Source organism: Sorangium sp. So ce176, assembly GCF_051519835.1.
Taxonomy (GTDB): domain Bacteria; phylum Myxococcota_A; class Polyangia; order Polyangiales; family Polyangiaceae; genus Sorangium; species Sorangium cellulosum_G.
On the sequence record NZ_CP150371.1, the window covers coordinates 1296486 to 1321994 of the forward strand.

Annotated in this window: 16 protein-coding genes and 1 riboswitch; of the genes, 11 read left to right on the plus strand and 5 right to left on the minus strand. The window is 72.9% G+C overall.

The annotated features are described in order from the left end of the window. Positions 1 to 95 precede the first annotated feature (95 nt). Together WMF42_RS04805 and WMF42_RS04810 are read left to right on the plus strand one after the other, a co-directional pair. Complete coding sequence (locus WMF42_RS04805; protein WP_437690478.1) at positions 96 to 689, plus strand: hypothetical protein; 594 nt, start codon at positions 96 to 98, stop codon at positions 687 to 689. 200 nt (positions 690 to 889) lie between these two features. Then, on the plus strand, positions 890 to 1930 hold the full coding sequence (locus WMF42_RS04810) for a serine/threonine-protein kinase (protein WP_061610336.1): 1041 nt from the start codon (positions 890 to 892) through the stop codon (positions 1928 to 1930). Positions 1931 to 2335: 405 nt separating this feature from the next. On the opposite strand, the gene WMF42_RS04815 is transcribed toward WMF42_RS04810, so the two are convergent. Then, complete coding sequence (locus tag WMF42_RS04815) at positions 2336 to 3067, minus strand: haloacid dehalogenase type II (protein ID WP_063815886.1); 732 nt, start codon at positions 3065 to 3067, stop codon at positions 2336 to 2338. Between the two features lie 247 nt (positions 3068 to 3314). On the opposite strand from WMF42_RS04815, the gene WMF42_RS04820 reads away from it, so the two are divergent. Further along, positions 3315 to 4229 carry a LysR family transcriptional regulator gene (locus tag WMF42_RS04820; protein ID WP_437690481.1) on the plus strand — a complete coding sequence of 305 codons (915 nt, stop codon included), beginning with the start codon at positions 3315 to 3317 and terminating at the stop codon, positions 4227 to 4229. A 12-nt stretch (positions 4230 to 4241) separates the two neighbouring features. Here WMF42_RS04820 and WMF42_RS04825 read toward each other — a convergent pair whose 3' ends face one another. Both WMF42_RS04825 and typA read right to left on the minus strand, forming a co-directional pair. Continuing rightward, on the minus strand, positions 4242 to 4799 hold the full coding sequence (locus WMF42_RS04825; protein WP_437690483.1) for a hypothetical protein: 558 nt from the start codon (positions 4797 to 4799) through the stop codon (positions 4242 to 4244). 71 nt (positions 4800 to 4870) lie between these two features. Beyond that, positions 4871 to 6757 carry a translational GTPase TypA gene (gene typA, locus WMF42_RS04830; protein WP_061606313.1) on the minus strand — a complete coding sequence of 629 codons (1887 nt, stop codon included), beginning with the start codon at positions 6755 to 6757 and terminating at the stop codon, positions 4871 to 4873. A gap of 103 nt (positions 6758 to 6860) precedes the next feature. Next, positions 6861 to 7067: riboswitch (cobalamin riboswitch) on the plus strand. A 237-nt stretch (positions 7068 to 7304) separates the two neighbouring features. Between typA and WMF42_RS04835 the strand changes: the two genes are divergently transcribed. The 8 genes from WMF42_RS04835 to WMF42_RS04870 all read left to right on the plus strand — a co-directional run bounded on the left by WMF42_RS04835 (position 7305) and on the right by WMF42_RS04870 (position 23457). Further along, entirely contained in the window at positions 7305 to 9512 is a 2208-nt protein-coding gene (locus WMF42_RS04835; RefSeq protein ID WP_437690485.1) for a TonB-dependent receptor, read from the plus strand. 65 nt (positions 9513 to 9577) lie between these two features. Then, positions 9578 to 12067 (plus strand): ATP-binding protein, encoded by a 2490-nt coding sequence (locus WMF42_RS04840; protein ID WP_437690487.1) that lies wholly within the window; start codon positions 9578 to 9580, stop codon positions 12065 to 12067. Between the two features lie 260 nt (positions 12068 to 12327). Continuing rightward, entirely contained in the window at positions 12328 to 14022 is a 1695-nt protein-coding gene (locus tag WMF42_RS04845) for a serine/threonine-protein kinase (protein WP_061606316.1), read from the plus strand. 454 nt (positions 14023 to 14476) lie between these two features. Further along, a complete protein-coding gene (locus tag WMF42_RS04850; RefSeq protein ID WP_061606317.1) occupies positions 14477 to 16930 on the plus strand; it encodes a sodium-translocating pyrophosphatase in 2454 nt (817 codons plus the stop codon). 132 nt (positions 16931 to 17062) lie between these two features. After that, positions 17063 to 17266, plus strand: coding sequence for a hypothetical protein (locus tag WMF42_RS04855; RefSeq protein WP_061606318.1), 204 nt, complete (start codon positions 17063 to 17065; stop codon positions 17264 to 17266). 191 nt (positions 17267 to 17457) lie between these two features. Then, a complete protein-coding gene (locus WMF42_RS04860) occupies positions 17458 to 19863 on the plus strand; it encodes an alkaline phosphatase PhoX (protein ID WP_437690490.1) in 2406 nt (801 codons plus the stop codon). A 14-nt stretch (positions 19864 to 19877) separates the two neighbouring features. After that, on the plus strand, positions 19878 to 21566 hold the full coding sequence (locus WMF42_RS04865; protein WP_437694205.1) for a hypothetical protein: 1689 nt from the start codon (positions 19878 to 19880) through the stop codon (positions 21564 to 21566). Positions 21567 to 22071: 505 nt separating this feature from the next. Then, complete coding sequence (locus tag WMF42_RS04870) at positions 22072 to 23457, plus strand: MATE family efflux transporter (protein ID WP_061605335.1); 1386 nt, start codon at positions 22072 to 22074, stop codon at positions 23455 to 23457. 9 nt (positions 23458 to 23466) lie between these two features. Here WMF42_RS04870 and panD read toward each other — a convergent pair whose 3' ends face one another. Continuing rightward, positions 23467 to 23922 carry an aspartate 1-decarboxylase gene (gene panD, locus WMF42_RS04875; protein WP_437690492.1) on the minus strand — a complete coding sequence of 152 codons (456 nt, stop codon included), beginning with the start codon at positions 23920 to 23922 and terminating at the stop codon, positions 23467 to 23469. A 125-nt stretch (positions 23923 to 24047) separates the two neighbouring features. Further along, complete coding sequence (locus WMF42_RS04880; protein WP_437690494.1) at positions 24048 to 25271, minus strand: hypothetical protein; 1224 nt, start codon at positions 25269 to 25271, stop codon at positions 24048 to 24050. Between the last annotated feature and the right edge of the window lie 238 nt (positions 25272 to 25509).

Consider the following 25509-nt stretch of genomic DNA (forward strand, 5'->3'; position numbering starts at 1 on the left):
GCCTGCAGCGAGGACGCGTGAGCGCTTGCTGCGAGGACGCGTGAGCGCCTGCGGCGAGGACGCGTGATCGGCTGGAGATACGTTACGCTCGCCCCATGACGAGCTCGCCTTCACCACGTGTTCCTTCGATCCGGCGGACCTCACGGCGTCCCCTCGGCGAGGCGCTCGCGCGCGCGGCTTCCATCCTCGGCCTGTGCGCGCTGCCCATGTGCGATTCCCTCGACAACATCGACGTGGAGGTCGGCGGCAGGGCGGTCGTCCCGGCGGGGACGATCCTCGACGACGTCCTCGGCGTGCTCGACTTCGATGCTTTCCAGAACATCGATCTCTCGGCGGAGTTCGAGAACCAGGGTGTCACCAAGGACGACGTGGACTCGGTGCAGGTCCTGGCGTTCACGCTGCGCGTCGAGAGCCCGGAGAGCGGGAGCTTCGATTTTCTGCGCTCCGCGTCGTTCTTCGTCGAGACGGAGGGGCAGCCGCGGGTGCTTATCGCGAAGCTCGACGAGGTGCCGCGCGGCGCGCGCGAGCTGTCGATGGACGTGGTCGAGGGCGTGGATCTCAAGCCCTACGTCGTGGCGCCGAGCATGAAGATCACGAGCGAGGCCCGCGTGAGCGGTCGGCCCGACGAGCAGACGACGGTGGTCGCTGACGTGCTGCTCGACGTCGACGCCTCCATCCCCGGCTGCTAGCGCGCGGAAGCGATCGCGGTCGATTGCAGAAGCGACCGGCGAAATGACCCGGGAAACCATCGAGCCAGCGATTGCTTCGCCTGCGTCCAACGGCGGATGGCGGGTGACCGACGGCGGATGGACCGACCCTTGACATGGAACCGTCGCCGCTGTCTGCTTGTCGGTGCGCACTTGCTTTCGCATCGCCACGGGGGGTCGGCATGCATCTCGGATCTACCATCGCGGATCGCTTCGTGATCGAGCGGCTCGCCGGGCGCGGAGGGATGGGCGAGGTCTATCGCGGCCTCGACCGGAGCACGGGGCAGCCCGTCGCGATCAAGATCCTGGACGAGCACTGGGACGCGAGCCTCGCGCGGTTCGCCCCCGATGCGCTGATCCTCGCGCGGCTCGACCACCCGCGCCTCGTGCGCCACGTGGCCGAGGGGGTGCTCCCCTCAGGCGAGCCCTACCTGGTCATGGAATGGCTCGACGGTGAGGACCTCGCGTCGAGGCTCGCGGGAGGCCGGATGCGCGCGCAGGACAGCGTGGCGCTCGCCCTGGCCATCGCCGAGGCGCTGGGCGCGCTGCACGAGCGCGGCATCGTCCACCGCGACCTCAAGCCGAGCAACATCTTCCTCGTCGGAGGCCGCGTCGATCGGATCAAGATCCTCGATCTCGGCGTCGTCCACGTCGAGGCGCTGACGCGCCTCACGGCCACGGGGACGCCGCTCGGCACGGTCGCGTACATGGCGCCCGAGCAGGCGCTCGGCGCGAAGGAGATGGACGCGCGCGTGGACGTGTTCGCGCTCGGCTGCGTGCTCTTCGAGTGCCTGACGGGCGGACCCCCGTTCGCGGCCGCCACCATGGCGCGCGCCCTGACGAAGATCCTGTTCGCGGCGCCCCCGCGCCTGCGCGACAGGCTGCCCGGCGCGCCGCCCGCGCTCGACGCGCTGCTCGCGCGCATGCTCTCGAAATATCCCGGCGATCGGCCGCCGAACGGGCTCACCGCCGCCGCCATGCTGCGGGCGCTCGGCGATGTGCGCGTCCCCGACGTCGGGCTCCGGAAGCCAGAGTCGATGAGCGGATCGCCGGCGCTCGCCAGGACGACGGCGGCGGAGCGCTCCCCCGCGCTCACGCAGCACGCCCAGCGGGGCGCGGCGGCGAGCCAGAGCGGCTCCCCGGTGGAGGCCAGGGGGAGCCAGCCGCTCGTCGACGCGGCGCTCGCGCGCGAGGCCGCCGTGCACGGCGGAGCGCTCAAGTGAACAGGGGAGCCTGACCAGGTACTCCGCCGTGCTTTCCGGCGTCACGCGGAATGTCTCGCTCCGGCTCTCTGAATCGGATGCTTGAGAATCATGGGGCGCACCCCGCAAGGACGAGGCTCGCGTCAAAAGAGCAGATGGCGTGACGTTCGGTCTGGCCATCTCACCATGTGTCGTGAATATAGGTGTCTGGCGGGAGCGAGTCGTCATGGACGGGCTATCGCAGGTAAGATCGCCGGGCGGTCTGCCATGAGCACGCACCCCCCTCGGGCCGATTGTTCCATTCGGCCCGAGGGCTCTTTCCCTGACGTGCTGGCGGTTTCTCTTCCTCTCTTCTGGCGCCTCTGGCGGTTCACAGGATTCCCGTCCGAGCGGCGCATCTCTCGATGTCTTCGCGCCCTGCTGCGTTCACGCCCCCGCCGTCACGAGCTCGACCAGATCGGCCAGGCTCGCTCCCGTGGCGTCGGCGGTCACGCCGAGCTCCTCGGCCGGCAGGCCCAGGCGGTTGACCCAGAACGTCGGATGGCCGAACCACCGGGCGCCCGCGGCGTCCCAGCCGGCGAACGGGACGAACAGGATCGCCTCGCGCTCCAGGCCAAACGCGTCGAGCGCCATCCGGTACGCGCGCGGATCCGGCTTGTACGTCCTCGCCCGATCGGTGCTGAGCACGTGCTCGAACAGGCCTTCCAGCCCGGCGCTCTCGATCGCGGCGTCGAGCATCCGCGGCGTGAAGTTCGACAGGAACGAGAGCCGGACGCCCGCGTCCTTCAACGACCTCAGCGCCGGCGCCGCGTCCGGCCATGCCCTGAGATCGAGGTAGGCCCCGAGGAGCCGCGCCCGCTTCTCCTCGCCGAGGTCGAGCCCCAGCAGCCGCTCGGCGAACACCAGCGCATCCCCTGTCACCTGCCAGAAATCCGCGTATTGCCCCGACGCGACCCGGAGCCACGTGTACTCGAATTGACGGGTGCGCCAGGCCTCGCTCAGCAGGGCGCCCTTGCCCGGGGAGAGCTCCTCCGCGAGCGCGGCGATCGGCCGCGGATCGAGGACCGCGAAGGCGTCGAAGGCGATGGCCCCGATCGTCGGGGGCGACACCGGCGGCGGCCGCGCAGGACCGCCCTCCGCGGCGCACGAGGCGGTCATGGCCAGCGGGGCCGAGCCCAGGAGTCCTGTTGCGGCGACCCCTGCGACGAGGTCGAGAAACTCACGGCGACGTGAAAGCATGCGGGCCTCGATCGGGTGATTGGAATCGAATGTTTCGAGATCACGAGAGCGCGCGCCGAGCATGCGCGCCCCGCCGTTGCCCGGGGATCCGCCATCGCCGTATACTCGCCATGCATCCTTGCATGACGTGGAGCGCTCTCCGGCAGCAGCGCCCCGCGCCGGAGCCATGCTCGACTGGGACGACCTGCGCTATTTCCTCGCCGTCGCGCGGCACGGCAACCTCTCCGCCGCCGCGCGCGCGCTGAAGGTCACGCAGCCGACCGTGGGGCGGCGCCTCGAGGCGTTCGAGCGGCGCCTCGGGGCAAAGCTCTTTCTGCGCTCGCCGTCCGGATTCGCGCTCTCGGCCGCGGGCGAGAGCGTGCTCGGGCACGCCGAGCGCATGGAGCAGGGCGCCCTCGCCGCCGAGCTCGCCGCCGGCGGGCGCGACGCGGGCCTGAGAGGCCAGCTGCGCGTCACGGCGTCCGAGTGGCTCGCCGTGCGCGTCCTCGGGCCGCTGCTCGTCCCGTTCCTCGCGCGGCACCCGGCCATCTCCGTCGACCTCATCGCGGACGCGCGCTGGCTGAGCCTGCCGCGGCGGGAAGCGGACATCGCCCTCCGCCCCGCGGCGTTCGAGCACCACGAGGTGTTCCAGCGCGAGGTGGCGCGGATCGGGTTCGGCCTCTACGCGTCGGAGACCTACCTCGCCGAGCGCGGCCCGCCGGACTTCGACCGGCAGTGCGAGGGCCACGCCCTCGTCACGATGAGCGACGAACCGCCGGCCGTCGCCGACCTGCCCTGGCTCGGCGCCGTCGCCGGGAAGGCCCGCGTCGCCGCCCGCACCAACGGCCGCGAGGCCCAGGCGACGATGGGCGCCGCCGGCGTCGGGCTCGCCTGCCTGCCGCGCTACCTGGGCGACGCGACGCCGGGCCTGCGCCTCCTTTCGCCTCCCTCGCCGCCGCCCGAGCGCGCGCTGTGGCTCGGGGTGCACCGGGACGCGCGCGCGGTGCCGCGCGTGAAGGCGCTCGTCGCGTTCGTCGTCGACGCGCTCGCCCCGCTGCGGCGCGCCCTCCGGCCCGAGCCGCGCCCGCGGCCGATCAGGTGACGAGCGCCCGGGCTACGGGGCGCCGTCGAGCTGACACGCCCGGTGGCCCTTGAACGGCTCCGAGCAGACGTCCTTGAACGACGTCTCGCACGCGGACGCGCTGGAGCCGAGGCACTCGAAGAGCGGATCGAGCCAGCGCGCGATCTGCTCGCAGGACGTCATCGACGAGATCTGGATGCCGGCGCTCATGCAGTCGAAGTACGGCGCCGTCAGCGCGTTGCACGGGCGCGGCGCGGTGAGCAGCTCCGCGCAGGCGTCGCGGCAGCCGTTCGCCGGGCACGCGCGGTCGAACAGCGCGCAGAAGGCGCCGCATGAGGCCATCTGCGCCTCGACCGGATCCGCGCCGCCGGCGCTCGACGAGCGCGGGCCCGCGCCGGCGCTCGACGGGGCGGCCGGGCCCGACGCGGCGCTCGACGGGGCGGCCGGGCCCGACGCGGCGCCCGCCGTCGCGCCGGCGCCCCCGGACCCCTCGTCGCCCCCGGAGGACGCGTCGACGACGACGTTCCCGCCGCACGCTCCCGCGAGCGCGACGAGCGAAGACAGGCCCGCCGCGAGCAGCGTCGTTCTCATGCCGCGAGTCTACACCGGCTCGGGTAGCGCAGGGGCGCGCGCCGCGCCGACCACGCCGCGCGCGCCGCCGATCACTCCACGGCCTGCGACTGCTCGATCGCGTCCTCGCGGCGCTCCCGGCGGTTGCACGCGAGCACCTTCTTGCGGACGCGCACCGCGTCGGGCGTGACCTCGACCAGCTCGTCGCCGTCGATCCACTCCATCGCCGTCTCGATCGTGAGCAGCCGCGGGCTCGCCAGGAGGACGTTCTCGTCCTTGCCGTGGTTGCGCACGTTGGACAGCTTCTTCTCCTTGATCACGTTGACGTCGGTGTCGTTCGGCCGGTTGTGCTCGCCGATGATCATCCCCTCGTAGACCTCGACGCCGGGGACGATGAAGAACATCCCGCGCGGCTGCAGGTGGTGCAGCGCGTACGGGGTCGCCACGCCGGCGCGATCGGCGACGATGGCCCCGGTCGGGCGGCGCATCATCGGGCCGCCCCAGGGCGCCCAGCCGTCGAACATCGTGTTGAGCAGGCCGGTGCCGCGCGTCGCGGTCAGGAACTCGCCGCGGAAGCCGATGAGCCCGCGCGACGGCACCCGGAACTCGAGGCGCGCGCGCCCGAAGCCGGGGTTCGTCATCTTCACCATCCGGCCGCGCCGGGTGCTGAGGCGCTCGGTCACGATGCCGACGTAGGTGTCCGGCGCGTCGACGACGACGAGCTCGATCGGCTCCATCACCTCGCCGTTGATCTCGCGCGTCACCACCTCGGGGTTCGAGAGCTGCATCTCGTACCCCTCGCGCCGCATCGTCTCGACCAGGATCGCGAGCTGGAGCTCGCCGCGGCCGAGCACCACGAACGTGTCCGGCACCTCGGTCGGCTCCACCCGGATCGCGAGGTTCTTCATCGCCTCGCGCTCGAGCCGCTCCTTCAGGTGGCGGCTCGTCAGGTACTTCGACTGCTTGCTCTTGCCGGCGAACGTCGACGTGTTCACGCCGATCTTCATCTTGATCGTCGGCTCCTCGACCACGATCCGCGGCAGCGCCTCGGGCTGGCCCAGATCCGCGATCGTGTCGCCGATCGTGACCGCATCGATCCCCGCGATCGCGACCACCTCGCCCGCGACGGCGCTCTCGACAGGGACGCGCTTCAGCCCCTCGTAGGCGTAGAGCATCTTCACGTAGCCGCGCGACTGCCCGCCCTCGCCGAGCAGCGCGACGTCGGCGCCGGACCGGGCCGTGCCGCGGACCACGCGGCCGACCGCGAGCCGGCCCACGTAGTCGTCGTGCGTCGTGTTGCAGACGATGACCTGCAGAGGCCCGTCGGGGTCGCCCGACGGGCCGGGGACGCGCTCGAGGATGGTCTCGAAGAGCGGCTGTAGGTCCGTCGCCTCGTGCTCGAGCTCGCGCTTCGCCTGGCCGAGCTTCCCGATGGCGTAGAGCGTCGCGAAGTCCATCTGCGGGTCGCTCGCCTCCAGGTCGCAGAAGAGGTCGAACACCTCGGAGAGCACCTCGTGGGCGCGCGCGTCGCCGCGGTCGATCTTGTTGATGACGACGATGAGCGGGAAGCCGCGCTGGAGGCACTTCGAGAGCACGAACCGCGTCTGCGGCAGCGGGCCCTCGGCGGCGTCGACGAGGAGCAGCGCCCCGTCGGCCATCATCAGCGTGCGCTCGACCTCGCCGCCGAAGTCGGAGTGGCCGGGCGTGTCGACGATGTTGATCTTGACCCCGCGGAACCGGATGCTGGTGTTCTTCGCGAGGATGGTGATGCCGCGCTCCCGCTCGAGGTCGTTCGAGTCCATGACCCGCTCGGCCACGACCTCGTTCTCTCGGAAGGCGCCCGACTGGCGGAGCATGTGATCGACGAGCGTCGTCTTCCCGTGGTCGACGTGGGCGACGATGGCGATGTTGCGGAGATCATTACGCGGCATATACAGCGGCGGCCGTGTAGCACGCGACCCACGGAGGAGCGAGCCCATCCTCGCCAGAGTCCGAACGGTCGGCCGGCGCGCGCGGCCTGGCCGCGCGCGCGGTGAGCGAGCGGGGTGAGCGGGAGCATTGACAGCCGAAACCGCGCCGCAATAGGGTGCGCGCCGCGTTGGTGCCTGGGCCCTTGCCCAGGCTGAATAGGGAACCCGGTGAGAATCCGGGGCTGCCCCGCAGCGGTAAGCGAGAACGACCTCCACGACGAGCACTGGCCCGAGAGGGCTGGGAAGCGGTGGACAGTAGGAAGTCGGCCAGGCCGAGACGCTCGCAAGCCCGAAGACCTGCCATCGCCCGGCGACAGAGAGACATCTGGCGCCGGTTTGACCTGGGAGCCTCGAGGGAGGCGGAGAGGTCCGAGCCGCCGCGGCCGTCCGCGCGCGTCCCGGAGTCCGACCCGCCCCCCGCGCGATCTCCCGATCGTCCGCGGGGGCGAGAGGTCGGCCCGGCGCGGCGCGCGACGGGCATGCCCTCTTTTCCTCGCGGTGCCCGGCGCGAGCGGCCCAGAGCCGCCCTGCGCGACGCCACCGAAGGAGGACGCGCATGCTGCGCGCGACGATCACGAAGCGGAACGGACGCTGCTTTTCACGACACCTGCTCGCCGCGCTATCCATCTCGCTCGCCGCCGCGCGGCTCGCGCGCGCCGAGGGCGAGGTCCCCGAGGCGCCTCCGGTCCCCGAGGCGGCCGCGGGCGCGCCCTCCGACGGCAGCGCGGGGGCGCCCGCGGACGGCGGGGGGCCGATCGAGGTCACCGTCCACGCGGAGAGGCCGGGGAGCGAGGCCGCCTCGCGCGTCTCCGTCGGGCACCGCGAGCTCGAGCTCAGGCCGAGGCTGAGGCCGGGCGACATCGTCGAGGCGGTCCCGGGGCTCTTCGCCGTGCAGCACGCCGGCGGCGGCAAGGCGAACCAGTACTTCCTCCGCGGGTTCGACGCGGACCACGGGACCGACGTCGCCTTCTTCGTCGACGGCGTCCCCGTCAACATGGTCAGCCACGGCCACGGGCACGGGTTCACCGACCTCTACTTCGTGATCCCGGAGCTCGTGACAGGGCTCGACGGCGCCAAGGGGCCTTATTCCGCGAGCATCGGCGATTTCGGCACCGCGGGCGCCGTCAACCTCCGCTTCGCCGAGAAGCTCGACGAGAGCCACGCGCAGCTCAGCGTGGGCCAGTACGGGATCCGGCGCGGCCTCGTGATCGCCTCGCCGGAGCTCGGCGACGCCTGGCGCGCGGTGGCCGCGGCGGAGGTCTACCGGAACGACGGGCCCTTCCTGAACCCGGAGCGGCTCAAGCGCTTCAACGTGTACCTGAGGGCGACGCACGATCTCAGCCCGACCGGGAAGATCCAGATGACCTGGATGTCCTACGGGTCGACCTGGTACGGCTCCGGTCAGATCCCCGCACGCGCCGTGTGCGGCGAGGGCGAGCAGGGCCACCCGGGCCCGCCGCCGCCCGCTTCCGACCCGCCGTGCATCGATCACTTCGGCTCGGTCGACCCGACCGAGGGCGGGGCGACCGAGCGGCACATGGCCTCCCTCGCGTACACGACGGCGTGGCGGGACGCCGACCTGAGCGCGATGGCGTACCTCGTCCGCTACCGCTTCACGCTGTACTCGAACTTCACGTTCTTCAGCGAGGACCCCGTCCACGGCGATCAGATCGAGCAGAACGACGACCGCGTCGTCGGCGGCGCCGATCTCCGGCTGCGCCGGAGCTTCGAGTACCGCGGGGCGAAGCTCACGACGTCGCTCGGCGCGCAGATCCGCGCCGACGCGATCGACAAGTCGCTCCACCACGACGAGGCGCGCGAGCGGCTCGAGGAGCGGGGCAGGGCCCACGTCGACGAGGGCCAGATCGGCGTCTACGTCGAGGAGGACGCCCGGATCCGGCGCTGGCTCCGCCTCGTGGCGGGGCTGCGCGGGCAGTGGATCGACGTCAGCGTGGACGACAGGCGCGAGGATCTCGGCACCACCGGGAGCCGGTCGAGCGGCTTCCGGGGACAGATGCAGCTCTTCCCGAAGCTCACGGCGATCGTCTCGCCGGTCGATGGCCTCGATCTGTTCGCGCATTACGGGCGGGGCTTCCACTCGAACGACGCCCAGGGCGTGGTGCTGGGCGAGGGCGGGGCGACGCTCATCACCCCCGCGACGGGCTACGAGCTCGGCGCGAGGGCGACGCCGCTGCGCGGCCTGACGCTGAGCGCGGCGGGGTTCCTCCTCGATCTCGACTCCGAGCTGGTCTGGAGCGGGGACGCCGGCGTCACCGAGCCGTCGGCGCAGACGCGGCGCTACGGCCTCGAGATCGGCGCGCGCTACAGGCTCGGGAGCTGGCTCTTCGCCGACGCCGACGCGACCTTCACGCGCGCGCGGTTCCGCGCGAACGCGGGCAACGGGAGCGCGGTGGCCCTCGCGCCGACGCGGACGCTGACCGCCGGGGTCGGCGTCCGCCCGACGTTCGGCGCGCTCACGCCGTTCGCCGCGCTCCGGGTCAAGTCGATCGGCGCGCGGCCCGCGACCGAGGACGAGTCGCTGACCGCCGAGGGGTTCACGTCGATCGACGCCAACGCCGGGCTCCGGTGGAAGGACGTCGAGGTGGCCGTGGACGTCCAGAACCTCCTCGACGCGACGTGGCGCGAGGTCCAGTTCGCGAGCGCGTCGCGCCTGCCGCACGAGCCGGCCGCGGTCACCGGGATCCACTACTCGCCGGGGTGGCCGTTCACCGCGATGGGGCGGGCGACGCTGTACTGGCGGTGAGCGACGCGGCGCGGCGCCGCGCCCGTTGCGAAGGCGCGGGCCCTGGGCTTCCATGCCGCCCGCCCGTGCCTCCGCCCCCGCTCTCCCTGCTCCGCACGCCGCGCGCCCGCGCGGAGCTCGTCGCGAACGGCTGGGAGCTGTTCTCCGCGCTCCTGTTCCTCTCGGCGGTCGTCCCCGCGGCCCTCACCACGCCGTGGCCGGCCATCCTCTTGCTCGCCTCGATGGCCCTGTCGACCGCGCTCTCGGGCGCGCTCGTCCGGCGCGGCGACCGCGGCTTCGCCATCGCGGCGGCGATCCGGACCCTCTCCTGGCCGCTCGCCGTCCTGCCGCTCGCCGGCCGGGGCGCCCCCGCCGCGCCCCCCTCCTCGTGGCCCAGCCCGCTCGGGATCGGCCACGCGACCCCGCCCGCGTGGCTCGGCCTCCTCGTCACGGCGGTCGCCTTCGGCGTCATGGCCGGCGGCATGCGCCGCGCCATCTACCGCGCCCTGCTCCGCGCCGACGCTGTCGACGGCGGCGCCTCCGAGGCCGCCTCCGCGCGCGCCCTCGCCGCGGCGCTCCGGCCGCGGCTCGCGGAGTCGGCCACGGCCGCCGGCATCGTCGGCGGGCACGTGATGCTGCTCTTCGCCGTCGCGTTCCTCCGCACCCAGAGCCAGGTCGTGTTCCAGGCGTGGTTCGAGGTCGTCCCGCTCCTCGCGCTCTCCGGCACCCTCGGCTTCACCTTCGCCGTGCGCCCCGCCACGCGCGCGATCGTCGCCGCCCTCGAGGCAGGCCCTTCCGGCGACCGCGCGCTGCTCTCCCGCGGCCTCGCCCGCGCCGAGCGGCTCCCCGACGTGCTCGCGTACCTCAACTTCGCGCTGTGGCTCGCGTGCACGGCGATCGGCGTCGCGTACGTGCGCCCCGGCGCCGCCTTCACCCTCGCCGACGGGCTCATGCAGCTCGGCTTCGGCGCGCTCTTCGGGTTCGGCGTCTCGTTCTACCAGCGCGCGTGGCACAAGGACTCGGTCGCGCGGGCCGTCGACCTCTTGCGCGCGTGGACGGGCGCCGCCGACGCGCGGCGCGGCGCGGCGCCCATGCCCCTCCGGCGGCGCATGCTCCGCGACTTCGGGCTGCCGCTCCTGTTCACGGGGCTGCTCTCGCTCTTCTCGTCGATCGGCCTCTACCGCGCGCTCGCGACCGGCTCGTCCTTCAACGAGGACTTCAACGCCGTCACCGCGCTCTTCGCCTCGTTCTCCCTCCTCGTGCTCGCCGCCCTCGGCGTCGTCGCGCGGGCGGCGCGCGAGCTCTCCCGGCCCATGGCGCAGCTCGCCCGCGCCGCCGACGAGGTCGCCCGCGGCGAGCTCGACGCCGTCGTGCCGGAGCTGTCCGGGCCGCGGGAGGTCGTCGGCCTCGGCGAGAGCGTCGAGCGCATGCGCCAGGCGCTGTCCCGCACCATCGCCGAGCTGGAGCGCGAGCGCGCCGGCCTCGAGGAGAACGTCGCCGCGCGCACAGCCGAGCTCACGCGCGCGCTCACCGAGCTCCGCCGGGCGCAGGCCGCGCTCATCCAGGGCGAGCGGCTCGCCTCGATCGGCGAGCTCGTCGCCGGCGTCGCGCACGAGATCTACAACCCCCTGAACGCGATCGCCGGCGCCGCCCAGCCGATCGAGGAGCGCGCCGCCGAGCTGCGCGCCGTGCTCGACGCCTACCGGGCGGCCGAGCCCGAGCTCCCGGAGGACCGCCGCCGCGCGCTCGAGGCGCTCCGCGAGCGGCTCCAGGCCGAGGCGGCGCTCGACGATCTCGTCGGCATCTCGACCCTCGTCCACCGCGCGGTCGAGCGCAGCGTCCGCATCGTCACCAACCTGAAGAGCTTCTCGCGCGTCTCGGGCGAAGCGCTGCCCGTCGACCTGCACGCCGGGCTCGAGGAGACGCTGCTGCTGCTCGGCCCGCGGCTCCGCCACGCGCGCATCGAGGTGATCCGGCGCTACGGCGAGCTGCCGCCCGTCACCTGCCGGAGCGGCGAGATCAACCAGGTGTTCATGAACCTCCTCGTGAACGCCATCCAGGCGCTGGAGGACGCGAGCGCCGCCTCGCCCTCGCCGCCCGGCGCCGCCCGACCGGACGCCGCGTCGTCCACCCCCGACTCCCCGGCGAGCGCCGCCTCGACCGGCGGGGGAGCCGGCGCGGGCGGAGCCGCGCCGCGCGCGCCCGGCGGGCCGGCGATCTGCGTCGAGACCTGGGTCGACGACGACATGGCGGCGGTCGCGATCATCGACAGCGGCCCCGGCGTGCCGCCCGACCTCGCCCAGCGCATCTTCGATCCGTTCTTCACCACGAAGCCGCGAGGGCAGGGGACGGGCCTCGGGCTCTCGATCTCGACGGACATCGTCCGTCGGCACGGCGGCACCCTCACCCTCGCGCCCGCGCCCTCGCCGGCGGACGACGGCCGCGGCGGAGATCCGCGCCGCGGCGAGCTGGCCGGGGCGCGCTTCATCTGTCGCCTGCCCCTCGATCCTCGCCCGGGCAGCGCCCGCCCGCAAGCCGACGCGCCCCCGGCCGCGCGGCCCTCCGCGGACGCTTGAATGCGCGCGCAAGCGGCGCCGATCTCCCACCCCGACGCCACGCGGAGCGCGCGCGAGATTCATCTCCACCCGGGCCGCGGGCCCGTAGACCGGCTGTTTCAAACCGGATACCTTCAGCGAGCGATCCGACTCACCGCACAGCGCAATAAGGCCCCTTAGACAAGCAAAACGCACTTCGGGGAGCGCTGAGGAGAAACGAAGGCACCATGGAGCGCGCGATTCAGCGACCGGCAGGTCCCAAGGCTTCGAGCACCGATCCGTTGATCGGGAAGGTCGTGGCCGGCCGGTACCGGCTCGAGGCACGGCTCGGCGAAGGCGGCATGGGCGTCGTTTACCGCGCCCGTCACGTGCTGATCGACCGGGTCGTCGCCCTGAAGCTCATCCGGCCCGATCTCCGCGGAGAGACCCATCTCCGCGCGTGGATGCTGCGCGAGGCGCGCGCCGCAAACCGCGTTGATCACGCCCACATCATCGATATCCACGACATCGGCGAGACCGAGGAGGGCGAGCTCTACCTCGTCATGGAGTACCTCGTCGGCACGCCGCTGTCGGCGGAGCTCGCGCGCGGCCCGATGCCGATCGCGCGATCGGTGGACATCCTCGAGCAGATGTGCGCCGCGCTCGCGCGCGCCCACGACCTCGGCGTCGTGCACCGCGACCTGAAGAGCGACAACATCCTGCTCACCCACCGCGGCGGCCGGAAGGATTTCGTCAAGATCCTCGACTTCGGCCTCGCCGCCATCGCGCGCGACCCGCGCCTCGCCCCGAAGGGCGCGGTCTTCGGGACGCCCGAGTACATGTCGCCCGAGCAGGCCCGCGGCGAGGAGGCGACGGCGCAGTCCGACCTCTACGCGCTCGGCGTGCTCTTCTTCGAGATGCTCACCGGGCAGCTCCCCTTCCGCGCGAACGACCGCGACACGCTCCTCGAGATGCAGCGCACCCACGCGCCGCCGCGCCCCCGCTCGATCCGCCCCGACGCGCACGCCCAGGGCGAGGCGATCGTGCTGCGCCTGCTCGAGAAGGACATCCGCAAGCGCTACCGCGACGCCCATCACCTCCAGGAGGAGCTGAAGGCGCTCCAGCGCGGGCTGCCGGCCCACGCGTGGGAGGTCGAGGGGGGCGACGGCGTGCCGGTGCCGCCGCCGCCGCCGCCGCCGCAGAGCGCGGGCGTCATCGAGTGGGCGAGCCGCGCGGCCCTCTTCTCGCGCATGGTCTCCCGCGCCTACCCGTCCGGGCAGGTGCCGCAGGAGGTCCAGAACGGCCTCGCGCAGGCCTGGGACCTCGCCGCGCGCGCCAACAAGCTCGAGGGCGAGGTCGCGAGCCTCACCCGCAAGCTCGAGGCGCTCGAGCGCCGCGGCCGCGCGCTGCGCGCCGAGATCGGCCGCAAGGTCGAGGAGCTCGCGCACGAGGAGTCGCGCGTGATGCGCGAGGCGATGGCCGACGGCGAGGACGTCGAGAAGGTCCGCGTGGAGCTCGCCGCCGCCGAGAAGCTGGCGCTATCCGCGCGCCAGCTCGCCGACGCGGCCGCCCGCCAGGGCAACCACGACCCGCTCGTCTACGAGCGCGCGGGCGCGGCCGGCGCCACCGCGCAGGCGAAGCGCGAGCAGCTCGGGCGCTACGAGCACAAGAAGAACGCGCGCGAGGCGAACGCGCGCGACCTCCGCCGCCAGATCGACGAGCTACGCGCCCAGCTCGCCCGCTACGCCGAGGCCCTCGAGGAGGACCTCGCGCAGGGGCGCGAGCGCGTCGCCGCGCGCACGCGCGAGGGGCTCGCGTACGAAAAGTCGTTCAGCGAGGCGTCGAACCTGCTGCTGAGCCACCTCCGGAACAAGCCGGAGTGTCGGGATCTCGTGGCGGAGCTCCTCACCTCGCACGCCAGCCCGAACGCCGATTCGGGCTCCGATCAGCGGGTCTCCGGCTCGGACAGGCGAATGAACGCGACCGAGCGCAACTGAACGCGACGAGCTGAACGCGACACGCTGAACGCGACGAGCTGAACGCGAGAATCCGTGAAGGAGCGCGGTAATGCGCGCTCCTCTCCACGTTCTTGCGCGTTCCTACGTAATCTCCCTACGCGATCTCCTGACGCACCGGCGCTGACAAGCGCTCTTGCCGTGCGCGCGCATCGCACGCCCTCTCGACGGCGTCTGCCACGCATGGTAGCTAGCGCGCGCCTCGGCGGTCCCGGTTCCGGTGGAGGCTTGCCCGGCAGCTCTGGGCATCCCGACACCGCCGGTCGCTGAGGGGCGAGGCTGTGCTGAAGCGTCGGCGTTAGAGCAAGAACCCATCCGGCAGCGCGCCGGTTCCCCTTCCCCTTTACGCAGGCGGCCAACCCCTCGGAACCACGAAGCAGCGGGCGGCGATGGCGTCGCCCTCTGCCTCGGCATTTGCGATGGAGGCACACCGTCCATGAACGTCATCCGGTCTCAAAAGGCCTGGCTCGCACCGCTGCTGGCCGGGCTCGCTGCGCTCGCCCTGCTGCTCAGCGGCGGGCTCGCCAGCGCCAGCGAATCTGATCTGGTCCTCCCCGACCTAAGCTCCCAGTCGTTCGGCGGCGTCGACGGCCGCACGCTGCTCCTGGGCGGCATCGGCGTCTGCGCCCTCGGGTTCGTGTTCGGGATCGTCATCTTCTCGCAGCTCAACAAGCTCCCGGTCCACCGCGCGATGCGGGAGATCTCGGAGCTCATCTACGAGACCTGCAAGACGTACCTCGTCACGCAGTTCAAGTTCATCCTGGTCCTCGAGGTCCTGATCGGCGCGGTCATGGTCCTCTACTTCGGCGTGCTGCGGCACATGGAGGCCACGAAGGTCGTGGTCATCCTGCTGAGCAGCCTGGTCGGCATCGCCGGCAGCTGCGGCGTCGCCTGGTTCGGCATGCGCATCAACACGTTCGCGAACTCGCGCGCCGCGTTCGCGAGCCTCAAGGGCAAGCCGTTCCCGACCTACGCCATCCCGCTCAAGGCGGGCATGAGCATCGGCGCGGTCCTCATCAGCACCGAGCTCATGCTCATGCTGATGATCCTGCTCTTCATCCCGGCCGACTACGCCGGCCCGTGCTTCATCGGCTTCGCCATCGGCGAGTCGCTCGGCGCCTCCGCGCTCCGCATCGCGGGCGGCATCTTCACGAAGATCGCCGACATCGGCTCCGATCTCATGAAGATCGTCTTCAACATCAAGGAAGACGACGCGCGCAACCCGGGCGTCATCGCCGACTGCACCGGCGACAACGCCGGCGACTCGGTCGGCCCGAGCGCCGACGGCTTCGAGACCTACGGCGTGACCGGCGTCGCGCTCATCTCGTTCATCCTCCTCGCCGTCCCCGACCAGGCCGTCCAGGTCCAGCTCCTCGTCTGGATCTTCGTGATGCGCATCGTGATGGTCCTCGCGAGCATCGGCTCGTACCTCCTCAACGAGGCGATCGCGAAGGCCTCCTACGGCGACGCCGACAAGATGAACTTCGAGGCCCCCCTGACGCGCCTCGTCTGGCTGACCTCGATCGTGTCGGTCGCGCTCACCTACGCCGTCTCGGCGTTCATGATCCCGAACATCGGGGGCGACTCGTCGCTCTGGTGGAAGCTCTCCTCGATCATCACCTGCGGCACCCTGGCGGGCGCGATCATCCCTGAGATGATCAAGATCTTCACCTCGACCGAGTCGCGCCACGTCCGCGAGGTCGTGACCGCGTCGCGCGAGGGCGGCGCCTCGCTGAACGTGCTGTCGGGCCTGACGGCCGGCAACTTCAGCGCGTACTGGATGGGCATCGTCCTCGTCGTGCTGATGGGCACCTCGTACCTCATCTCGGCCCAGGGCCTCGAGCAGCTCATGATGGCGGAGAGCGTCTTCGCCTTCGGCCTCGTGGCGTTCGGCTTCCTCGGCATGGGCCCGGTGACCATCGCGGTCGACTCGTACGGCCCGGTGACCGACAACGCGCAGTCGGTCTACGAGCTCTCGCTCATCGAGAGCGTCCCCAACATCGAGGCCGAGCTGAAGAAGGACTTCGGCTTCACGCCGAACTTCGACAAGGCCAAGCACTACCTCGAGGAGAACGACGGCGCGGGCAACACGTTCAAGGCGACGGCGAAGCCGGTGCTCATCGGGACGGCGGTCGTCGGCGCGACGACGCTCATCTTCTCGATCATCGTCGTGCTCACGCGGGGGCTGACGGCGAACGTGGACAAGCTCTCGCTGCTCCACCCGCCGTTCCTGCTCGGCCTCGTGACGGGCGGCGCGATCATCTACTGGTTCACCGGCGCGTCGACCCAGGCGGTCTCGACGGGCGCTTACCGCGCGGTCGAGTTCATCAAGGCGAACATCCGCCTCGATGGCGTGGAGAAGGCCTCGATCGCGGACAGCAAGAAGGTCGTCGAGATCTGCACGCAGTACGCGCAGCGGGGGATGTTCAACATCTTCCTCGGCGTCTTCTTCTCGACCCTCGCCTTCGCCTGCCTGGAGCCGTTCTTCTTCATCGGCTACCTCATCAGCATCGCGCTCTTCGGGCTCTACCAGGCGATCTTCATGGCGAACGCCGGCGGCGCCTGGGACAACGCGAAGAAGCTCGTCGAGGTGGAGCTGAAGGAGAAGGGCACGCCGCTGCACGCGGCGACGGTCGTCGGCGACACCGTGGGCGACCCCTTCAAGGACACCTCGTCCGTCGCGATGAACCCCATCATCAAGTTCACGACCCTGTTCGGCCTGCTCGCGGTCGAGCTGGCGATCGAGATCGACCGCACGACGAGCGTCGTGCTCGCGGCCATCTTCTTCCTGCTCTCGACGGTGTTCGTGTACCGCTCCTTCTACTCGATGCGCATCAGGTCGGGCGAGAAGGAGCCCGCCGCCGCGACCGGCGCCCGCGTCACGGCCTGATCCGGCCGTCTCTTCCCCTCGTCCCGCCTCTCCCCCCTCACGCGCGTTGACGTCCCCCCGCCGCCGTCCGGTCCCTCGGCGGCGAGCGGGGAGGGCCTTGCACCCAGGGCGCTCGCACTATAGTGAGCCCTCATGCGAGCGCTCTGCCCCTCCTGCGGCCTCCATCACGAGGTAGTCCGGGTCCTCGACGACGGACACGGCGAGCAGCGCAAGGACGTCTACCAGGTCGCCCCGCTCCAGGGTTGCGAGCGCACATGGATCTCCGACAAGGAGCTGCTCGAGGCGCGCGCGCGCTTCGATCAGGACATCGTCGTGCCCGACGACGACGACGAGTAGCGCGGCGCCTCGCGCCGGTGCGCTCGCCCCCTCTCGGTCCGTGATCTTCGCCGTCCGGCAGAGCGCGCGTGAGCCGCGCGTCGCGCGCTCGTGACGCGCGCGACGTCTGACATGAAGTCGTCGCGCTCGTCGCACCCGGGCGACATCATCGCCGGGCATCGTCTGCGGCCAGAACCGGCGGAGACGATGAGATGATGACGAAGCGGAGCCTGAGGTCGGCGTTCCTTCTGGTGCTCGCGGGCGGCCTCGCCGCCCTCGGGGGCGGCTGTGGCGAGGAGGGGGCGCAGGGCGCGCCTGGCCAGGACGGCGCCCGCGGCCAGGACGGCGTGGACGGCGCGCGTGGCGAGGACGGCGCGCGTGGCGAGGACGGCGCGCCCGGTGAGGACGGCGCGCCTGGCGAGAGCGGGGCGCCGGGCCAGGACGGCGCCGACGGCGCTGACGGCGCTGACGGCACGCCGGGCCAGGACGGGCAGCCCGGTCCGAAGGGCGATCCCGGCGAGGACGCGCCGCCGCGGACCAGCGCCGCGAGCCTCGCGGACTACGTGAAGGAGCGCGTGGCGCTGTTCGCCGCCGGCGCGTTGCCCGCGGGCGAGCAGTTCCCGCTCCACGCGGCCGCGACCGACACCCTCCGGGCGCTCGCCGGCGTGCGCTCCGACGTGCTGGTGAGCTGGCTCGATCCGCTGACGTTCAGCACAGCGCCGGACGCGCCCCGCTTCGGCGCCAACAACGATTACATCGCCTTCTTCGGCCAGGGGTGGGACGCCACGGCGGGCGACGCGCCGCAGTGGAACGGCTCGGGCACCGCGGGCTGGCTCTGGGTGAACCACGAGTACGTCTCGGGCAGGAGCCCCACGGTCAGCTCAGCGCCGACCGGGCAGCACCTCGTGCTCGCCCGGCACCTGAGGGCGCTCGGGGTGCTCACGAACGACGTCGCCTCGAGCGTCTGGTCGCAGCAGGACGTCGACACGTTCATCCGGTGGGAGAAGAAGCAGGTCGGCGGCTCGTGGCTCCGCGCCGTGCAGGACCCGTCGACAGGCGCGTGGTCCGTCGATCGGAGCGCGGCCGCGGTCCGCTACGACGCCACGAGCGCCACGCGGACCCGGGTCGCGGGGCAGGCGCTGCTCGGCCCGGGCAAGGACGACGCGACAGGCGAGGCGCTCCCGCAAGGGGTCGTCGCCGGCATCATGGGCGACTGCGCCGGCGGGCTGACGCCGTGGGGCACGGTGATCTCGGCCGAGGAGAACGTGCAGGACTACTTCGGCGATCTCGAGGCGAGCTGGTCGGCCGACCAGAAGTTCCTCACCGGCAGGGGCTTCGACCCGGGCGCGGACGTGAGCCCTGTCGTCGAGGCGAGCGCGACGGCGGAGTTCGGGCGCATCGCCGACCCGAACGGCCGGCAGCTCCGCGACCACTACGGGTACCTCGCCGAGATCGACCCCGGGCAGCCCGCGGGCGAGTTCGAGGGCGCGACGGAGCCCGGCGTGGGCCACATGAAGTTCGGCTTCATGGGCCGCGCCCGCTGGGAGGCCGCGACGTTCGCTGTCGACGGCGACTGGAAGCTCCTGCCGGACCAGCCGATCGTGATCTACGGCTCCGACGACCGCCGCGGCGGGCGCATCTACAAGTACGTGACCGCCGGCAAGTACACGGCCGGGATGGCGCGGGCCCAGATCCGCGCGCTGCTCGAGGCCGGCAAGCTCTACGCGGCGCACTTCGAGGGCCTCGACAACGCGACAGGCGACACCCTGCTCGCGACAGGCGCGGCCCCGACCGAGGCGGCCCCTGGCGTCGGCCGGTGGATCGAGCTCTCGGTGAGCAGCGCGGCTGTCGCGCCGAACGCGGCCGCGCTCGGGGCGGCGGCCACCACGGTCGGCGAGGCGCTGCGCGACGTGCGCTGGAACGGGATCGGCGGCTTCGCGACGGACGACGACGTCCGGCGCGCGCTGTTCACGGCGAGCAACAAGGTCGGGATCATGGAGCTGAACCGGCCCGAGGACATCGAGTGGAACCCGCGCGATCCGAGCGGCTCGCCGCGGATCTACGTGACGTTCACGAACCACACGCGGCCGACGGCGCTCGATCAGCGCGGCGTCCTCTTCGCGCCGGAGGTCCACGCGATGGCGTCCCCGAAGCGCGCGGACGAGGTGGGCTCGATCTTCGCGATGGAGGAGGAGGACCCCGCGGCGCCCGGCGCGTCGGCGACGTTCCGGTTCTTCGAGGTGTGGCACGGGTCGAAGGGGCAGGGCGACTTCGACGCGGCCTGCCCGGACAACCTGCTCCTCGACCGCGAGGGCGGCGTGTGGTTCGGGACCGACGGCAACTTCGGGGCGAACCCGCACGCGGACGCGTTCTACTACCTCGATCTCGACCCCGCGCACCGCGAGGGCGCGTCGGGCGTGGTCGCGCCGAGCTTCGGGAAGGCGTTCCGCGTCGTGGCGATGCCGAGCGACGCGGAGGCGACCGGCCCGCAGTTCACCCCGGACATGGGCACGATCTTCATGTCCGTGCAGCACCCCGGCGAGGACGCCTACAGCGCCTGGCCCGCGGGCAACGACGCGCTGTCGAGCGTGATCGCGGTCAGCTTCCTCCCCGGATGAGCCCCGTGCGACGCATGCGTCCGATGCGCCCCGCGCGCCCCCTCCGTGAGCGCCGCGAGGGCCTGCTGTCCGCGTCGCTGGCCCTGGCCGCGGCGTCGGCCGTCCTCGCCGCGGGATCGAGCTGCGGCGGGGGCGCGTACGACCCGCTCGCGACAGCGGCCGCGCGCGCCGGGCGCCCGGGCAACCTCGAGGCGTCGATCCCGCCGATGTGTTACGCGAGCACGGCGGGCGGCGCGAACGGCTGCTGGACGTGCCACACGACCGGGTTCGGCCCGAACACGCTCGCGGATCACGACCTCCAGCGCGCGTACAGCTTCTCCGACGCGGCGCGGAAGAACCCCTGGGTCAACCTGCTCGAGGACCTCTCGGCGGCCGCCGCGCGGACGAGCGACGCCGAGATCCTCGAGTACATCCGGGAGGACAACTACGCGCCGCTGCGCAGCGCGCTGCGGGCGCTGTCGGAGCGCCGCGAGTACCCGGGGTACGTGCCGGATCTCGACCTCGCGGCCGGCCTCGACGGCGAGGGCTTCGCGGCCGACGGGAGCGGGTTCCGGGCGGTGCGGTACAAGCCGTTCCCGGGGAGCTTCTGGCCCACGAACGGCAGCGCCGGCGACGTGTTCATCCGGCTGCCGGCCGCGTTCCGCGAGGACGCGTCCGGCGCCCCGTCGCGGGAGGTCTACAAGCTGAACCTCGCGCTGCTCGAGGCGGCGATCGCGTCGCCGTCGCCGCTGCCCGGGGCCCGCGAGGCGGGGGCCGCGGGCGCCCCGGAGGGGCGGGAGGTCGAGCCGGTGAGCGAGGTGGTCGCCGGGGTCGATCTCGACGGCGACGGCGCGATCGAGGCCGCGGTGACGCGCATCCGGCGCCTGCCGGCGCGCTACGCGGGCGGGGCGGCCGGGGTCCCGGTGCGCGCGTGGATCTACCCGCGGGGGACGGAGCTCCTGCACTCGGTGCGCTACCTCGACCCCGACCGGCCGTCGCTGCTCGCGGCGCGGATGAAGGAGCTGCGCTACGCGCGCAAGGTGGACGAGCCGGACGACTGGGCGATCTCGCGCGCGTACGAGCGCGAGGCCGAGGAGAAGGAGGAGGGGTTCCCGCCGCGCTACGCGGGCGCGCCCGAGGTCGGCCTGCGCAACGCGTTCGGCTGGCAGATCCAGGGGTTCATCGAGGACGAGCAGGGCCGGTTGCGGCTGCAGACAGCGGAGGAGCACCGCGCGTGCATGGGGTGTCACAGCGCGGTCGGCGTCACGGTGGACCACACCTTCTCGCTGGCGCGCAAGGTGCCCGGCGCGGCCGGCTGGCGGCACCAGGACCTGCGCGGCATGCCCGACGCGCCGCAGGCCGGCCACGCGGAGCCGGAGGTGCTGACGTACATGCGCCGCGCCGGCGGGGCCGACGACTACCGCGGGAATGCGGAGATGCTCGCGCGCTTCTTCCCCGGCGGCGCGCTCGACGAGGCCGCGGTGCGTCGCGGCGCGCCCGGCGGCGATCGCGATCTCGCGTACCTCGTGGCGCCGTCGCGCGAGCGGGCGCTCCTGCTCGACAAGGCCTACCGCGCCCTGGTCCGGGCGCAGCGCTTCGAGGCGGGGCGCGACGTCATGCTGGGGCCCGCGACGGGGATGCTGCGCGTCGTGGACGGGGAGTCGACGGGCCTCGGCGAGGCGCAGAGGGTGTATCTGGACGGGAGGGTTCACCTCGCCTGGTGAGGTCTGGGGATGTCGAGGAGAGGAGTGTCGAGGGGGGTCTTCTCGTGTCGCCTTGGCGCCGTGTGAGCCTGCATCCCTCCGGTCTCCGGTCTCCGGTCTCCGCTCTTCCGTCTCCCGTCAGCCCTCTTCCGTCTGGCCTCTTCGTGCGCGTGCGCGTGCGCGTGCGCGTTCCCGTCCTCGGTCGTGCCGCTACACGTCTCACGGTGACGGGAGAAGGGATGGAGCGGGAACGCGCACGCGCACGCGCACGAGCACGCCAGACGAGGACGGGGATCGGGAGACGGAGGACGGGAGACGCGATACGGAAGACGGAGGCCGGCAGAGGTGGTCGTGAGCGCTTACATGTTGCCTCTCTTTCTCTCCCCGCTCTGCCTCGTCCAGTTCGCGCTAAGTCATCAGAATAATTGATCTTTCTCCTCCGCGGCGCTCGCCCGACCCGCCGCAGCGCAAGCGCGCTTGCCCGCGCGCGCTATGGTGCCGCCCCCTCTCCAGTCCCGGTCTCCCTGTGAACGTCGCCCCCACCCCTCTCGCCGCCGACAGCGCGCGGTCCGAGCTGCGCGCGCTCGTGCGCCTCGCGCTGCCGATCGCGGTCGCACAGGCGGGGCTCGTCTCGATGACGCTCGTCGACGTCGCGATCGTGGGGCGCGTCTCGGTCGACGAGCTCGCCGCCTGCGCCATGGGCAGGACGCTCGTCCACATATGCAACGCGCTCGGGATAGGCATCTCCGCCGCTGTCGATCCGCTCGCGTCGCAGGCGATCGGCGCCGGGCGACCCGGGCAGGCGTGGGCGGCGCTGCGCGCGACGCTGCGCGCCAGCGTGCTCGTCAGCGTCGTCGCGTTCGCTGCCGCGCTCGCGGCGACCTTCGCGCTCGCGCCGATGGGGGTCGACCCCGCGCTGGTCCCCGGCGTGCGCCGCTACATCCTCGGCCACGCCCTCTGGATCTTCCTCTGGCCCGTCTTCCTCGCCAGCAAGAGCTTCCTCCAGGCGCACGGCGCCACGCGGCCCGCGCTGATCGCCGTGATCGTGGCGAACGTCGTCAACCTCGTCGCCTGCAACCTCATGGTCCGCGGCGACGAGGTGCTGCGCTGGGTCGGCCTCCCGCCGCTCGGCCTGCCGCAGCTCGGCGCGCTCGGCGCGGGGCTCGCCGCGAGCCTGGCCAGCGCGGTGCTCTCGTCGATCGTGCTCTGGTCCGCGCGGCGCCGGCGCGGCGCCTCCCAGGACGACGCGGGCGCGGTGCCGGTCGCGGCTGTCTACCGGCTCGGCGTCCCGATCGGCCTGCAGCTCCTCGCCGAGATCGGCGTGTTCGGGATGACGGCGCTGCTCGCGGGGCGGCTCGGCGCCACCGTGGTCTCGGCGCACCAGGTCGCGATAGGGCTCGCGGCCTTCGCGTTCATGGGCGCGATCGGCGTCGGCGGCGCCACCGCTGTCCGCGTCGGGCACGCCGTCGGCGCGGGCCGGTCGCCGCTGCGCCCCGGCCTGCTGGGCGTCCTGCTCGGCGCCGGCATCATGTGCGTGAGCGCCTCGACGTACGCCGCGTTCCCCCGCGCCCTGATCGGCGCGTTCACCCCCGACGCGGAGGTCCTCGCCATCGGCGTCCCGCTGCTCCGCATCGCCGCGCTCTTCCAGATCTTCGACGGCATCCAGGCGGTCGCCGCGGGCGCGCTGCGCGGCGCGGGCGACGTGCGGTTCCCGTTCTGGGCCAACCTCGGCGCCCACTGGGCCTTCGGCCTGCCGCTCTCGATCGCGCTCGCCTTCGGGCTCGACCTCGGCGTCCGCGGCCTCTGGTTCGGGCTGACCGCGGGGCTCATGGCCGTCGCGGCGGTGCTCATGGCGCGCTTCCTCCGGCTGGCCCGCGCGCCGGTGGCGCGGGCGCTGCCGCGCTCCGGGTGAGGCGCGCGATCAGCTCGACGCGCGCGGCGCCGGCGCCTCGGGGGCGGCGCCGGCGCGGGGCGAGGCCTCGAGCGGCCTCCCCGGCGCGAGCGGCCCCGGCGTCTCGGGCGGCTGCTCGGCGAGCGGCCGGTTCTGCCCGTCGACGCGGAGCACGCGCGGCGCGTGCCGCCGCGCCTCGGCGTCGTCCATGTCCGCGAACGTCGCGATGATCACGAGATCGCCGGGCTGGTTCAGGTGCGCCGCGGCGCCGTTGATGCAGACGACGCCGGAGCCGCGCGCCCCCTCGAGCGCGTAGGTCGTCAGCCGGGAGCCGCGCGTCACGTTCCAGATGTCGACCGCCTCGTAGGGCAGGATGTCGGCGGCCTCCAGGAGGTCGGCGTCGATCGTGACGCTGCCCTCGTAGTGCAGATCCGCGTGGGTCACCGTCGCGCGGTGGATCTTGCTCTTGAACATCCGTCGGTTCATGCGTGCTGCCCTCTCCCCTCCGCACCGGCAGGCGCCGCGCGCCCTCGCGCGAGCGCCGGTGGAACGCCCGGCGCGCGCCTCGCTCGCCGCAGGAAGAACAGCTTTCCTCTTAGTCCAAGTGGCGGTCAGTCAAGGAACAATCGCTGCCGGAGGAGCCGGCCGCCCGCCAGGTGGACGGCGCGCTCGTCGGGCAGCGCTCCTTCGTCCTCCGCGTCGTCCGGCAGCGAGCCGGGCTGGCCGATCACGAAGACGGCCTCCCACGCGCCCGCCGCGACGTCCTTGAAGAGCGCCTCGCGCGTGCCCGAGATGCTCGCGCCGCCGCGCTCGTCCAGATCGATCGCCACCGGCCACGGGCGCGCGCTCCCGCCTCGCACGAGGAACGCCTTCACGTCGACCGGCGCGTGCACGCGGCCGCCGGGCGCCAGGGCGATCGTGAGCCGGGCGCCTCGGCCGACGCGGACGACGTCGGCGGCGTCGGCGGCGTCGCGGGGACCGCCCAGCTCACGATCGCCCTGCAGCGGGGCGTCGCCGAGCGTCGCCGCGACAGCGTACTGGGGGAGCGGCGCCGCGCCCGGCGCGAACGGCGCCGGCCGCATCGCGAGCAGCGACACGAGCGCCGCCGCCGCGGCCCAGCCCGCCGCGCCCGCGACAGCCCGCGCCCGCGACCGCCGCGCGGTCCGCCGCTCGACGCGCAGCTCGGGGCACAGCGAGCGCTCGCGCGGCGCCAGGACGACGGCGCGCGGCGCCAGGACGAGGGCATCCGCTCCGCCCGGCGTGCATGCGGAGGCCGGCCCCGGCGGCGCGCTCGAACACGCGCCGCGCGGCGGCTCCAGCGCGCCGGGCGGCTCCACCGCACCGGGCGGCTCCAGCGCGCCGGGCGGCTCCAGCGCGCCGGGCGGCTCCGATTCGTCGCCGATCGTGCGGCACACAGGCGCATCCGTGTTGAGCGGCGAGCTCGTGCCGCTGAGAGAGTCGGCGTCGGCGCCGAGCTGCGGCGGCTCGACGACGTCGTCCGGGCCCTCCGCCTCGCAGTCCCACTCGTGGGGGCCCCGGATGCGGATCCCCGATTTCCGGTCGACGATCGGGCTCGACAGCGGCGCGGGCGCGTCGCGCGGCTCCCGGAGCTGCGCGACGAGCTGGTCGGCGAGCCGGGCGCGCGTCTCGTCGTCGAGGGGCACCCGGGCCTCGCGCTCCGCCCCTTCCTCGCCCGGGCGCGCCGCGGCGCCGCCCTCGGCGCCCTGCTCGCCCTCCGGGAGCGCGTCGCCGGCGAGCTTGCGCCTGCACGGATCCTTCCCCGGATCCTGCTGCGCGATGCGCGTCAGGGCGCGCAACAGCTCATCGTCGTCCATCAGCGGCTCTCCGTGTCGGGCCACGCTGCGCCGCGCCCGAGCTGCCGATATCGGGGCAGCGGAGAAGGTGAGATAGAGGGAACCAGGAGGGGGAGGCATCGCTCACCGAGCTCCAGGGCGGGGTCCCGTACGCCCCGATTCGCCTCGTGGATCAGCGCGAGCGGTAGCTCAGGCATCTGATTCTCTTCCCCTGCGGCTCGAAATGCCCCAGTTTGCCAATGACGTTATCCGGTCCGCT